Annotated in this window: 14 protein-coding genes and 1 tRNA gene; 9 read left to right on the forward strand and 6 right to left on the reverse strand. The window is 59.6% G+C overall.

Annotated features, from left to right (window positions below; all coding sequences use genetic code 11):
* Positions 1-81: 81 nt before the first annotated feature.
* From plsX to QA645_RS19400, 6 genes are all read left to right on the forward strand, one after another.
* Positions 82-1,143, forward strand: a complete 1,062-nt coding sequence (gene plsX / locus QA645_RS19375; protein WP_254131934.1) for a phosphate acyltransferase PlsX — start codon at positions 82-84, stop codon at positions 1,141-1,143.
* Entirely contained in the window at positions 1,140-2,120 is a 981-nt protein-coding gene (locus tag QA645_RS19380; protein WP_254131933.1) for a beta-ketoacyl-ACP synthase III, read from the forward strand. The genes plsX and QA645_RS19380 overlap by 4 nt, the downstream gene beginning before the upstream one ends.
* 133 nt (positions 2,121-2,253) lie before the next feature.
* Positions 2,254-2,595, forward strand: a complete 342-nt coding sequence (locus QA645_RS19385; protein WP_187436991.1) for an integration host factor subunit alpha — start codon at positions 2,254-2,256, stop codon at positions 2,593-2,595.
* 24 nt (positions 2,596-2,619) lie between these two features.
* A complete protein-coding gene (locus QA645_RS19390; RefSeq protein ID WP_283052302.1) occupies positions 2,620-3,198 on the forward strand; it encodes a MerR family transcriptional regulator in 579 nt (192 codons plus the stop codon).
* Positions 3,199-3,308: 110 nt separating this feature from the next.
* Positions 3,309-3,386, forward strand: a tRNA-Pro gene (locus QA645_RS19395).
* Between the two features lie 228 nt (positions 3,387-3,614).
* The gene (locus QA645_RS19400; RefSeq protein WP_283052304.1) at positions 3,615-4,394 is read left to right on the forward strand and encodes a hypothetical protein; all 780 of its coding nucleotides are present in this window, start codon (positions 3,615-3,617) and stop codon (positions 4,392-4,394) included.
* A 13-nt stretch (positions 4,395-4,407) separates the two neighbouring features.
* Here the strand turns inward: QA645_RS19400 and QA645_RS19405 are convergent, their stop codons facing one another.
* The 6 genes from QA645_RS19405 to QA645_RS19430 all read right to left on the reverse strand — a co-directional run bounded on the left by QA645_RS19405 (position 4,408) and on the right by QA645_RS19430 (position 8,818).
* Positions 4,408-5,343: an integrase gene (locus QA645_RS19405; RefSeq protein ID WP_283052305.1), complete on the reverse strand. Its 936-nt coding sequence runs from the start codon at positions 5,341-5,343 to the stop codon at positions 4,408-4,410.
* A 145-nt stretch (positions 5,344-5,488) separates the two neighbouring features.
* Positions 5,489-5,740 (reverse strand): hypothetical protein, encoded by a 252-nt coding sequence (locus QA645_RS19410; RefSeq protein WP_283052307.1) that lies wholly within the window; start codon positions 5,738-5,740, stop codon positions 5,489-5,491.
* A gap of 167 nt (positions 5,741-5,907) precedes the next feature.
* A complete protein-coding gene (locus QA645_RS19415; RefSeq protein ID WP_283052309.1) occupies positions 5,908-6,930 on the reverse strand; it encodes a site-specific integrase in 1,023 nt (340 codons plus the stop codon).
* 75 nt (positions 6,931-7,005) lie between these two features.
* The gene (locus tag QA645_RS19420; protein ID WP_283052311.1) at positions 7,006-7,830 is read right to left on the reverse strand and encodes a hypothetical protein; all 825 of its coding nucleotides are present in this window, start codon (positions 7,828-7,830) and stop codon (positions 7,006-7,008) included.
* Between the two features lie 360 nt (positions 7,831-8,190).
* The gene (locus QA645_RS19425; protein ID WP_283052313.1) at positions 8,191-8,583 is read right to left on the reverse strand and encodes a type II toxin-antitoxin system HicB family antitoxin; all 393 of its coding nucleotides are present in this window, start codon (positions 8,581-8,583) and stop codon (positions 8,191-8,193) included.
* Between the two features lie 46 nt (positions 8,584-8,629).
* Entirely contained in the window at positions 8,630-8,818 is a 189-nt protein-coding gene (locus QA645_RS19430) for a type II toxin-antitoxin system HicA family toxin (RefSeq protein ID WP_283052314.1), read from the reverse strand.
* 253 nt (positions 8,819-9,071) lie between these two features.
* On the opposite strand from QA645_RS19430, the gene QA645_RS19435 reads away from it, so the two are divergent.
* From QA645_RS19435 to QA645_RS19445, 3 genes are all read left to right on the forward strand, one after another.
* Complete coding sequence (locus tag QA645_RS19435) at positions 9,072-9,764, forward strand: hypothetical protein (RefSeq protein ID WP_283052316.1); 693 nt, start codon at positions 9,072-9,074, stop codon at positions 9,762-9,764.
* Between the two features lie 68 nt (positions 9,765-9,832).
* Complete coding sequence (locus QA645_RS19440) at positions 9,833-10,981, forward strand: ImmA/IrrE family metallo-endopeptidase (RefSeq protein ID WP_283052318.1); 1,149 nt, start codon at positions 9,833-9,835, stop codon at positions 10,979-10,981.
* A gap of 490 nt (positions 10,982-11,471) precedes the next feature.
* A complete protein-coding gene (locus QA645_RS19445; RefSeq protein ID WP_283052320.1) occupies positions 11,472-12,260 on the forward strand; it encodes a hypothetical protein in 789 nt (262 codons plus the stop codon).
* The last annotated feature ends 347 nt before the right edge of the window (positions 12,261-12,607 follow it).

The raw sequence follows: 12,607 nt of genomic DNA on the forward strand, positions 1-12,607 counted from the left end.
GCCGGTCGCCATGTCCATGGCGAGCCCATTCCGCGGCCCCGCTGATCGACGACCGCGCCAGACCAGGTTTCCGGGATTTTGATGCCAAGCAAGGTTCGTATCGCGCTTGACGCCATGGGGGGCGACGTCGGCGCCCCTGTCGTCATACCAGGCGCGGCCATCTCGCTCGGCCGGCATCCCGAGACCGAGTTCCTGCTGGTCGGGGACCGCGCCAGAATCGAGCCCGAGCTCGATCGCCATCCCAGGCTCAAGGCCGCCTCCCGGATCATCCATACCGAAATTGCCGTCAGCGGCTCGGACAAGCCGAGCCAGGCGCTGCGGCGCGGCCGCAAGACCTCCTCGATGTGGCTTGCCATCGACGCCGTGAAGAAAGGCGAGGCCGATGTCGCGGTCTCCGCCGGCAATACCGGCGCGCTAATGGCAATGTCGCGATTCCATCTGCGCACGCTGCCGGGCATCGACCGGCCGGCCATCTCCGCGATCTGGCCGACCAAGCGCGGCTCGTCCGTCGTGCTCGACCTCGGCGCCACCATCGGCGGCGATGCGCACCATCTGGTGTCGATGGCGGTCATGGGCGCGGCCAAGGCGAGCGTGCTGTTCAACAAGAAGCGCCCCACGGTCGGCCTGCTCAATATCGGGACCGAGGAGGTCAAGGGGCACGAGGAGATCCGCGAAGCCGGCGAGATGCTGCGTGCGCGGAACCTGCCCGAGCTCGACTATATCGGCTTCGTCGAGGGCGACGGTATCGGCAAGGGAATGGCCGATGTGATTGTGACCGAAGGGTACAGCGGCAACATCGCGCTCAAGGCTGCCGAGGGAACCGCGCGCCAGATGGCGGATTTACTTCGTGACGAGATTCAGCGGAGCTGGCTGTCCAGGCTCGGCTATCTCTTTGCCCGCAATGCCTTCCAGGCCCTGCGGGACAAGATGGACCCGAACAAGTCGAATGGTGGCGTGCTGCTCGGGCTGAACGGGCTTGTGGTCAAGAGCCATGGCGGCATCAACGCCGAAGGCTTTGCCTATGCGATCGATGTTGGTTATGAGATGGCCAAATTCGATCTTCTGAACAAGATCAATCAGATGCTCAACCGCGATGGGGGCGCGCTCAGTTCCGCGCCAACCGCGCCGGAGGATGTTTCGTGACCAAGATTCGTTCGGTCGTGCTGGGCTGCGGCTCTTACTTGCCGGAGCAGGTGGTGACCAATGCCCAGTTGGCGGCGCGCATCGACACCTCCGACGAGTGGATCGTGCAGCGCACCGGCATTCGCGAGCGGCACATTGCGGCCGACGGCGAGTTCACCTCGCATCTTGCGATCAAGGCGGCACAGGCAGCGCTCGCCGACGCCGGCGTTGATGCGCAGTCGATCGAGCTGATCGTGCTCGCAACCTCGACGCCGGACAACACGTTCCCTGCGACCGCGGTTGCCGTGCAGCACGCGCTCGGCATCAATCACGGCGCGGCCTTCGACCTCCAGGCAGTGTGCTCGGGCTTCGTGTTCGCGCTGGCGACCGCCGATAATTTCCTGCGTACCGGCGCCTACAAGCGTGCGCTGGTGATCGGCGCCGAGACCTTCTCGCGCATCCTCGACTGGAACGACCGCGGCACCTGCGTGCTGTTCGGCGACGGCGCCGGCGCAGTCGTGCTGGACGCGCAGGAGCAGCCGGGCCAGGCCGCAACCGACCGCGGCATCGTGACCTCGCATCTGCGCTCCGACGGCCGCCACAAGGCAAAGCTGTTCGTCGACGGTGGACCGTCCTCGACCCAGACCGTCGGCCATCTGCGCATGGAGGGCCGCGAGGTCTTCAAGCATGCGGTCGGCATGATCACCGACGTGATCGTCGACGCCTTCGAGGCGACCGGGCTCAATGCCGACAGCATCGACTGGTTCGTGCCGCATCAGGCCAACAAGCGAATCATCGACGCCTCCGCCCACAAGCTCCATATCGCGCCGGAGAAGGTGGTGCTGACGGTGGATCGTCACGGCAATACCTCCGCCGCCTCGATTCCGCTGGCGCTGTCGGTGGCGCGCAAGGACGGCCGCATCAAGCGCGGCGACATGGTTCTGCTGGAGGCAATGGGCGGCGGCTTCACCTGGGGCTCCGCGCTGGTGCGCTGGTAAGCCACAGTCGGTAAAATTTTGCCCGAATCAGCCGCGATTATCAATGCGTCTGCATTGATGAACGGTGTTGACCGCCGTAACGTAAGTTCATAATTTCAGACAACAATTGTTCGCCGTGATGTGGGGCAGGGCGATGACCGATACAAGTAAAACCGTAACGCGTGTTGATCTCTGCGAGGCCGTCTACCAGAAGGTGGGTCTGTCGCGCACGGAATCGTCCGCCTTCGTGGAACTCGTGCTGAAGGAGATCACCGACTGCCTTGAGAAGGGCGAGACGGTGAAGCTGTCCTCGTTCGGCTCCTTCATGGTCCGGAAGAAGGGTCAGCGTATCGGTCGTAATCCGAAGACCGGCACCGAGGTGCCGATCTCGCCGCGCCGGGTGATGGTGTTCAAGCCGTCGGCGATCCTGAAGCAGCGGATCAATTCCCAGCACCGCACCAATGGCGATGCCAGCAAGGCTCAACCCGAGGCCTAACCGTCTTCGGAAAGGATTTGGCATTTGGACAAGGCGCCGGATGCGTTCCGAACCATCAGCGAAGTAGCGCAGGAACTCGACATTCCGCAGCACGTGCTGCGGTTCTGGGAGACGCGATTCTCCCAGATCAAGCCGATGAAGCGCAGCGGCGGCCGCCGCTACTACCGCCCCGACGACGTCGATCTGCTCAAGGGCATCCGCCGTCTGCTCTACGGAGAGGGCTACACCATCCGCGGGGTGCAGCGGATCCTGAAAGAGCACGGCGTCAAGTCGGTGCAGGGCCTCGCCGACGGCTCGGCCGCGGTCTCGTTCGGGGCGATCGAGGACGCCATCGGCGCGAGCCTGATGGAGCCGGACGACGAGCCGCCCATCAAGGGCATCACCGATGCCGACGATGACGACTACCAGGGCGACGAAGAGGAGGGCATCGACTTCCGCTTCACGGAGGTCGACGACGAGGAGATCCTCACCACCTTCCGCAAGGGCGGCTCCCCTGCCGCGCCGGCCGGCCCCAGCGCGCTGGACCGGGAGCGGCTGGAACGGGTGCTTGCCGACCTCGTCGCCTGCAAGGACATGCTCGATCAGGCGATGAAGGACGCCTGACCGGCCTTTTGGTCCACTTGGTGGTCCATTCCGGGGGCTTTCGGCGAAGACACCAAAATGGTGCCGGTCGCCTTGCGCAAAGCAGCGATCCTAGCTAATGGAACGACGTTCGGAGCGTGGCGCAGCCCGGTTAGCGCACTAGTCTGGGAGACTAGGGGTCGGAGGTTCAAATCCTCTCGCTCCGACCATTTTACTCAATGTTTACAATGTCGCTTGGAGGCGGTCGGTTTACATCGGACCACCCGTTTACAAGCGGTTTACAATTCTGTTCTGTGATCGTTTCTAGACAGCGCGCGTTGCTCCAGTGTTGTGGGCGGCTACTGTTGGCGCGGTATCAACGCGAATCATTGCCCTTCACTTGATCGCGTGCATCGCTGTCCGCGTGGTCCTGCGCACACGACGATGTCAGGAGTCCCGTGAAGTCCGAGCTGAAACCAGCCTTGCGGCGCGAATGGCGGCCTCTGTCGAAGACGGAAGCCGCGCCGTCACCGGAGCCCCGTCCCGATCCCATGGGCCGCTGGGTCGCATGGTCCACCATCGCCAATACGGTCCTGACGTCGCTGATCGGCGGCGCGGCAGCCTACGTCGCCTACCAGGCTTATCTCGCGACGCAGGGGCAATTCGCCGAGGCGCGCTTGGCCAATCGACCGTGGATCACGGCAGAGCCGTCCGCAAAATCGTTCGAGCTGTCGTTTGGTTATGATGGCAACAACACAGTCCTTCGCGTCCCGCTGAAGCTGCGCAACATCGGCCATTCCCCGGCACAATTCGCATGGATATCCAAGGAGCTTTACGACACCCGGCAAGTCTCCGGCGGCTCACGCACGGCGCCGATGGTTGCGCAGCAACGGTCGCTTTGCCGCGACGATCCGACGTCTTGGACGCCCTATTTAAGCCTGTTTCCCGATCAGGAGACGGTGCAGAACTCGGAATTCTTCGTGCTCAACCAATATCTTGATGAGCATCCGAGACCGGGCTGGAAGAAGACCGACGACGTTGTCGTGACGCTGATCGGCTGTGTGCGATATCTCGACAGCAGCGGGACCGCGCATCACACCTATTTCGCCTACGATCTCCTTCCGGCGAACAAGGACGGGTCACCGGTCAGTTTTCAAGGCCGCGGCATCGACATCTTCAAGACGAAGCTCGTCACCTATACGGCCGCGCAGGAAGCCGGCCTGTTCTTTGCCGATTGATGGCAAAGCAACTTCAACGGCGCTTATCGCGATATTCCTCGAGCTTCGCGATCGCATTCGCCGCTAGCACTCCGCGGCGCGCGAGATAAAGATCAATCACCTTCTGCGCCTTGTCGACGCTCCAGCACAACGCCTCGGCAATCTCGGGAGCCGTCGCGCCAGCCTCGGCGAGTAGCGTCGCGGCCGTGCCGCGGTTGTCGTGAAAGTTGAGATCGGCGGTTTTGACGAAGTCCGGGTCGGCGGCGATCGCTTCGGCATTGATGACGTCGAGCTTGTTGCAGTCCTCGCGCCAGTGCTCGTTGAAATAACGCTTCGCGTAGGCCTTGCCGGTCGGCGTCAGCATGACCAAAGCGCCGGCCTTGGTTTCCTTCAGCGCGTCCAGATGTGCCTTTAGCTCGCGGGTGGCCGGAATCCAGAGAAGCTTGCCGGTCTTAGTTGAGCGGATCTGCACGCGCTGCCCGTCATAGCGTGTCCAGGGAAACTTGCGAACATCGCTCGCGCGCATCGCAGTGTTGCGAACCATGATCATCGCTGTTGCCATGGCCGGCCGCGCGGTTTGGATGAACTGCTGCTGCAACTGCTCCGGCCAAGTCAGATCCGATCGGTGGCTCTTGTAGAGCCGCCCGAACGTGTCGAGTGGGTTAAACTTGATAACTGCCTTTTCCTTCGCATAGGACAGCACGCGCGCGAGAGCTGCGACCAGATTGTCGGCCGATCGCGGCGAGTCCTTGCCCAGTTCGTTGTGCCAGGCCAGCGCGTCCTTGCGAAACGCCAGCGCATCGTCGGCGTCGTTGAACGTGGCTGCGGGACAGCTGCCCCAGCGCGCCTCGATCCGCTTCAGCTTCCAGACATACTGGCGCCGATGCTCTTCGCTCAGGTTATCGAAGTAGGCGGATTGGTCGAAGTGGCGGATCAGCTGCACCACGGTGTCTGCGCCGCGTGTGCGCATCGCCTTCTCGGCCGTGGCATAGCTCTCGGCGAGCCGGGCTTCATCAAGCGGCAGGCCAGTCGCCCGGTGGTAGAGGTGGACCTTGATCGATCCATCCTTCTGCCGCTTCTTGACGCGATGGACGCCCTTCAGCTTCAGGGGCTTGTCAGGCGGCTTGGGTCTTCCGCGCATTCTCGGCCTTCCAGCGCTGGTAGGGGGTAAGCTCGGTCTCGAAATCTGTCACAAGCCCGGAGGCGCGGTCCAGAGCGGCATCGAGAGCCTTCCGGTCCCATCTGTTGGTACCCTGGATCGCCTTTGGAACGATTCCCTTCTGAAGCCAGCTATCGAACGCAGCCAACGTCTTACAGCCGCAATAATCAGCGGCCTCTTGTTTTGTGAGACAGCGCTTTTCTGTCACGAGAGTGCCTCGATACAGTTCAAATGCTGCTTGGGAGGTGATCCCTTGCAACCGCGAACAACCGCGGTCGCTCCTGACTACGAGAAGGCGGCTAGATCGCAAAAATGCGTAAGTCGTGGCCGGAACTCGTACGACATTGACATAGCATAAGCGGGGGCAATGCCGAGCTAAACCAGAGCGAAACTTGCCGCGTTGCCCTCGAAGAGCGAGCCGATACGGATGTATTCGAGCGTCGTCGTGAAAGACTTGTGGCGCAGTTGCCGCTGTATCGCGTGTCCGGGCGCGCCGTTCTTGGCCGCCGATGTTGCCAGTCCGGATCTGAGCGAATGGCCGGAGAAGGTGTTGGCTAGAGCATAAGCCTTTTCGGCGCTCAGCCCCTCGGCCAAAGCCGTGTTTCCGACCACTCGCTTCACAACAAGGGCTACGCCCGCGCCGGTGATCGCGTTGGCAGCCATCCTGCCATGCCGACTGATCGGTCGGAAGATCGGCCCTTGCGTGATGCCTGAGACGGCGAGCCATGCTCTATAGGCTCGTACGGGGCAAACGGCCTCGTCTCTACCGAAAGGAATACCGATCGCTTCCTCTTCGCCCTCCTGGTTCGTCTTCGAGGTTGCCAACTGCACTACGAGGCCGTCAGGCGTCTCCTCTATCCAACCGGGGGCCTCCGCACATTGAGCAATCCACAGCCCGGCCAGTTCAGATCGACGGAGGCCAGCGGCAAAGCCGACCAACAAGAGAGCGCGGTCTCGATGGCCCTGCAGCGTCGTGGGCAGCGCTTGGATGGCCCTTCGCAAATCAGGTGACATCAAAGGCGCCTTCTTCGTCGCCCGCACGCGATGCTTATTGCGCAGCCCCTGCCAGAAGACGCGAAATCGCTCGTCCGAGGTCTCGATCTGGGAGCCGCGGGCCCTGTGGATGACCCGGATGGCGGTCAAGCGCCGGAGCAGCGTCGACACCTTGAGCGCGCCAGCATGGGCAGTGAGGTAAGGTACGATCGTCTCGAAGAGGGCGGCCGGAAAGGAAGCGCGGTCGTGCGCCGCGCACCAGGCTTCAAAATGCTCCCAGTCGGTCTTGTAGGCGCGTTGCGTGTTCTTCGAGTGAGCGTTTTTGACGTACTCGCCGGCACGCTCGCGCAACTCTTCCATGACAGTAGGCAGACTCATGGTCTGCACGATGAGCTCGGTAGTCATCGCGTTGTCCGTTCTGATAATTGAGGGTTATCGAAAGTCAGAGGGGGCCGCCGTACTTGACGGCGGCCGTCGTCTCTAGTCGAAGCTGTAATTGGAATGGTAATAGCCGACCACGTCGGGGACCGGCCGCCTCGAGAGCCTGGTCAGCGCCCTGAGGAGATTGTTGCAGTGGGAGGCGCCGAGTGTGTCGTCCTCAACGCCTCCTTCCGTGATGATCGAAAGGAGGAAACTCGCCAGAGCGGCGCACCCTTCTACAGTGATAGGCACCGCCCGTTCGATCTCTTGCAAGGTTTCGTGCTCAGCGGCTTGCGCGGCAGCATATTCATCGCGCGCCTGCTCGTAAGAAAGAGAGGACCACACGCGTTGGAAACCTTCGACATCTAGTTGAAGCTGTTTGTGATGCTCTTCTCGCGAGTTTGCGCCAATCCAAGTATCCGCAATGTGCTGGGCGAATTCAGGGGTTTCGTCGAAGAAGGCGTCGATTTCGGCGGCGCTGATCGCAAATTTGTCTAGCGCCAGCGTGACGCGGGGTTGACGATGGTGTGGTGCGGGAAGGCTTTCATCAAAACAGTCGATGGCATACCTAGCCCGACCTTCGGCGACGGCCTGCTTTCCGTAGAGCTCGAGCAAACCGAAGATCGGGTCGATTGTTGTCGTGGCTCTCTTCATGATCTGTCGCCTGCCGACAAGTGGCTGCGACGATTGCAGGGCGAGGGCGGTCGGGTTGGCCTTGGCCGTGGCTGTCTTACTCATTGAACTATGCTCCGTCTGGTTGGCCGGCTTTCGCTTGCCGGTGGCTTCATTCGGAGGCGTCTTGCGTGAGCTGGCAACCTTCTTCTTCTTGGAAGAAGCAGTGTCTCCAGACGGAGTCGTGCTATCGTCGGAATCAGCCTTCGGCATGACTTACCTCGTGCTCGATGGTTAGAGTCGAGCAGGTGTTCCAGCACTTGTTCGACTCGCGATTTTATGGCACCATAAAATCATGAAGTCAACAATAAGTAGCGCTAAAAAATCAAAAAGAGGCCGGCCGCCGGTCGAGAGCGAGGCTATCAACGTGCGGATGTCTGCCATTGCGCTTAAGGCAATCGATGACTGGCGCCGCAAACAAGCTGATTTGCCTGGACGTCCGGAGGCTATTCGACGGCTCGTCGAGATTGCGCTGGGCAAAAAGTGAATCGGGCAGGTGTCTGCCCGAGATGGCACATCGCCTCTCCTAGGAGGTCGTACCAGTCGGGGCGATAGCACCCCGAGGCGGCTTGATCAGGCCGCAATCGCTTTCTTGGCGGCTTGTGCAAGAAAGCCGGATCGAGTGAAGCCGTGCTGTTCGGCATAGTGATCGATCTCGCTCAGAACGTCGGCCGGAAGAGTGATGTTTACTCGCACGCTCTTCACATCTTCTGCAGGCGCGGGAATGAGCACTGCAACGCCGTCTCTGTTCTCAGTGTTCGCCATTATCTCCTCGAGAGAGGAGGGCTCAGGTACAGCTTCGCCGTCTGCTGCCATACCTTCCAGATGAAGGGCCAGGGCTTCTGCGGCCATAGCGCGCGCATCGTCCAGATCCGTGCCGGCGGTGATCACGCCGGGAAGATCAGGAAACGAAACACCATAGTCGCTGTCCGCGTCTTTATGGATCAGTGCAATATAGTATCGCATGTGAGTTCCCCTCCTTGGGTGGGCCGGTGGCCCTCTCTATGCGGTGTCATTTCAGTTTCAGGTTGGCTTGCTTCTCGATGTTCTTCAGCGTCCCAATCGGAATGTCCCGCTTCGGATGAGGGACCGTGACGCGGCCCTTCTTGGTCGGGTGTTTGAATTGAATGTGGCTGCCTTTCTGGGCAACCTGTTCCCATCCGTCGGCGTTCAGAGCTTTGATAAGGTCAGCCGATTTCATACGTATTTGTACACACGTATGGAGCGGGTGGTCAACGCATTAATACACACCGTCTCTCCAATCGTTCCGTCCTACGTCGTGGGGAGGCCCTGATTCGCCCGCTTTGGAATGACGCGCGGGTAATCGGATGAACCTCGTTTCTCGGTAACGTCCTGATATCGCTTAGATATAACGTTATAGGCACGTTCATACTTGATTTTTTATAGAAAAAGGACGATGCACTTCAGTAGCGTAGCCACCTAAGGGGCAGGCATTGGATCAGCCGTCTATTGAGCGAGCGCGGAATATTCTCCTTCGCGATCTCGATCCTGACTTTGTGGAGAAAATTGCTGTCGAGTTGGGATGGCAATACGACGGGCTTTACGAGGAACTCGCGAACGATTCCGCCCAGCTCGACCATTCTAGAGAGGAAGAGTTCAATCGACGCAGAGCTGATTGTGCAAAACGCGCGATTGCTCGAGCATGTCAGCAACACGGGATTCCGTTCGAAGAACGTCGCCTTGCGTGCAATGGTCAATACAAGCTGCTCGCGAAGATTGGCCGGGTAATCTTGATCCAGGAGCCGATCTTGACCTTGGATGATCATCCCGCCGTTGCTGACTATAAGATCGAACTGTCGGACGTGCACGGTTTTGTTCGACAACTCGAGCTCGATCTTGGAGATCAGCCGCATCGGATCCGTGATTGGAGTGGTTGCGTGCTCGCAGTCCTTTTGCATGGAGCCGCAGGCCCGAGGTTTAGCCGGCAGGACAAAGCGCTCGGCAGGGCGATGCTTGCTATTCCCGATGCCGCATACTCGCACTGGACCACGCGATTGGACCTTCAGACAATCGCAATGTTTGGTCGCGTCTTGCCAAATGAAGCCGATCGGGACATTGAGATCGCCCAGGAAGACCATGTGAGAGTTACGCCGAAGCGGCGCAACGATAAAGCGGAATTCGGTTAATGCCTGTTGGACTGCAAGCTTTCAGAGGAAAACGCCTTCGTGAGGCGAGGCTTGCTCGAGGCCTCTTCATGAATGCACTTGGAGATATGCTCGGTGTTACCGGGACTGCGATCTCGCGCTATGAGGATGACATCGACAAGCCTCAACACGATCGGGCGGTCGCGATTGCTAGGCATCTGAATTTTCCTCTTGAGTTCTTTCTCCAGCCGGAGTGGGCAGAACGGCCGCAAATTGTCCATTGGCGCTCGCGTTCGGCGGAAACCAAATACGCGCGCGAAATGACTGAGCAGCGCATGATTTGGATGTGCGAGCTCTTCTCATATCTTGAGCGGGAAGTGAATTTTCCCGTCTTGGACCTGCCCGATTTGAAGTTGCCAGACTTCCGAGCGATCACGTCTGCAACGATCGAAGCGGCGGCCGAGACGCTAAGGAAGCATTGGAAGCTTCGGGATCTGCCGATCCCCGATGCATGCCTGGCCTTGGAGAACGCGGGAATTCCTGTCGTAAATCTAGAAATTACTTCTGAAAAGCAGGACGGCTTTTGTTTTCATTCGGAGTCCTTGGGGCGACCGTTCGTCGGCATCAACTCGCTGCACATCAGTGCCGCTCGGGCTCGGTATGACGTTGCTCACGAGCTCGGCCACATTGTGCTTCACCGAGGCGTGACTTTCCAGCAATTGCGGGATCCACTCCTAAATAAGCAGATCGAACAGCAGGCTCACCGTTTCGCAGGTGCCTTCTTGTTCCCGAGAGAGGCGTTTCGTTTTGAGGTGAGTCGCCCGACCCTCGATTATTTTTGCGCACTTAAGAAGCGGTGGGGAATTTCAATTGCCGCCATGATTTACCGTGCGTTTGATCTCGGAATGATTGATGGAGAAGAACGGAGCATTCTCTATCGAAATTTGGCCAGGCGTGGATGGCGTGGACCGCTGCAAGAGCCTTTCGATGGTCCCTCTGAGATGCCAATCGAACGGCCGAGGATGATCCGCCGCGGCATGCGGGTTGTTGTTGAACTCGGCACTAGCAAGGCGGCCATCAAAGCTGCACTGAATCTTCCCGAAAAAGAGATTGAGCAGATCGCGGGCCTGGAGCCAGGCTTCTTTCGTCCTGTTGCAGAGCTCCACAACCTTGCAGTGGCAAAGCGGCCAGCCCTTAAGGCCGTCGACGTCGAAAGTGGCGAGGTGATCGAATTTCCGCACGCTACAAAGCGATCATAGCTTGGGTGCCGGTAAGCCCAAATTATCGAAAGCTTGCAGAGTCGGCTGAACGCTGGCGCGAGAAGGCTCAATTGAGCCTTGGATCGATAGCCACACACTCCCCCGTCAGAAGTGATTTTAGGGTGCGCTCAACCGGAGCGGGATCGCAAAGCCAATTCCCGCTGTTGAAAGCGAATGGCTTTGTGAAGAATTCTCCCGTATGATGTCCCCTATGCACGGTGCGGGTGCTCGGCTCGAGCATTCAGAGGCGCGCGTGATGAGAGCGATGGCTCTCGTGTAGCGAGGCGCTGCCTCAATTGGTCCGCGGCGGTGCGGACAGACCGGGATGTTTTCCCAAACAGCGTACGATGCGTTTCCAATTGGAAAGTGCGTGGGCGAGGCGATGCAGTTGCGTCGCCTTTATCCGCGGGGCTAGGCCGGCCAGCCGACAAGCCGAGCACCACACTCGGTTGCCTCGCGTTACCATGTGGTCCGCCATGTGGAGGCAGACATGTTGAGCGAGCAAGCGCAGGCAAAAGGTAACGATCAATCTGAGTTGGCTTGGGGGATTGGCACGGCATTGGACTACCTCGGGGCGGCCATCGGCCCGGGCGCGCCGATGAGCTTTGTGGAAGGCCTATTCTTGAACATCATGAGATCAGGCTGCGTGCGGTGGCGGTCTTGCAAAGGCCTTCTACGAAGCGACGGAGATGAATCATTTTGGAGGCGAGCAAGGCTCGAAAACAATCAGGTAGTTCACTGGAATCCGCAGAAAACACGCTTGCTTGGCACCGCTGTCAGTGCTGACGATCTGATGTTCTATTGCCGGTATCAACTCAATCTTCTTGGAGTGGTAGCGCCTACCGTCAGATCAAATATGGGGGGCGCCTCGAGCGGTCTTTCCACGTTGCCAGTTGTTGCGGCGATGAGCTCAAATGAGTGCTCTGAATCGGAATCGCTTCTTCAGCCATCGATTGCTGGCCAGCACGAGATTGACGACCTCGAAAGGATCGCGGGTCGAAAGGTGCCGGACAACGACGACGACCGACGTGCCATCGCGATGGCGAATATTCTGGTCGCCAGCGTCTCCGGGGGGCGCGTAGAGAAGGGGCTCGGAAAGGACGGCGTGATTAAACGAGCTCTCGATCTTGACGTTGCGGGTGAGCTTGGTGGGCAGATTGCCTTTAGGAGCACATACGATCGTTACTGGGGTGTGCCAGCCAAAGGAAAGCCAACCAGACAGGCCGAGGTCGAACGTCTTCAAACCGCTCGAGCAATCAAGGCCCGGTTTGCCGCCTGAATTGTTTATCGTGCGCTTTTCTGTACGACTTACGGATTTTTGAGTTTTGCGAAGCTTCCCGTAGTTCGTTCCTCGTTGCCCGCTGTCGTCAGCGGTCGTCAGGAAGGAACGATTCATGTCAGGACAAGCAGAGATACCGTTCGCGCAGCGACCCGTGTGCACGGTCCAGGAGGCCTGTCGTGCAACTGGATTGAGCCGAACGACTTTGTACGCGCATATGGCTGCTGGTCGGCTGCAAACGAAGTCCGTTGGCCGGCGACGCGTTGTGAACGTTCGATCCTTGCTCTGTTTAGTTGGAGGCGATCCCGAGGCCGGATCCTGGCCTCAGCCGAACGCCTGAGAATCCG

Source organism: Bradyrhizobium sp. CIAT3101 (assembly GCF_029714945.1).
Lineage (GTDB): Bacteria > Pseudomonadota > Alphaproteobacteria > Rhizobiales > Xanthobacteraceae > Bradyrhizobium.

Bases quoted from the DNA above. Each gene is read 5' to 3' on its own strand.
- QA645_RS19420 (WP_283052311.1), bottom strand. From the start codon at position 7,830: ATGCCGAAGGCTGATTCCGACGATAGCACGACTCCGTCTGGAGACACT.
- QA645_RS19430 (WP_283052314.1), bottom strand. From the start codon at position 8,818: ATGAAATCGGCTGACCTTATCAAAGCTCTGAACGCCGACGGATGGGAA.
- QA645_RS19425 (WP_283052313.1), bottom strand. From the start codon at position 8,583: ATGCGATACTATATTGCACTGATCCATAAAGACGCGGACAGCGACTAT.
- plsX (WP_254131934.1), top strand. From the start codon at position 82: ATGCCAAGCAAGGTTCGTATCGCGCTTGACGCCATGGGGGGCGACGTC.
- QA645_RS19415 (WP_283052309.1), bottom strand. From the start codon at position 6,930: ATGACTACCGAGCTCATCGTGCAGACCATGAGTCTGCCTACTGTCATG.
- QA645_RS19385 (WP_187436991.1), top strand. From the start codon at position 2,254: ATGACCGATACAAGTAAAACCGTAACGCGTGTTGATCTCTGCGAGGCC.
- QA645_RS19405 (WP_283052305.1), bottom strand. From the start codon at position 5,343: ATGCGCACACGCGGCGCAGACACCGTGGTGCAGCTGATCCGCCACTTC.
- QA645_RS19445 (WP_283052320.1), top strand. From the start codon at position 11,472: ATGTTGAGCGAGCAAGCGCAGGCAAAAGGTAACGATCAATCTGAGTTG.
- QA645_RS19440 (WP_283052318.1), top strand. From the start codon at position 9,833: ATGAATGCACTTGGAGATATGCTCGGTGTTACCGGGACTGCGATCTCG.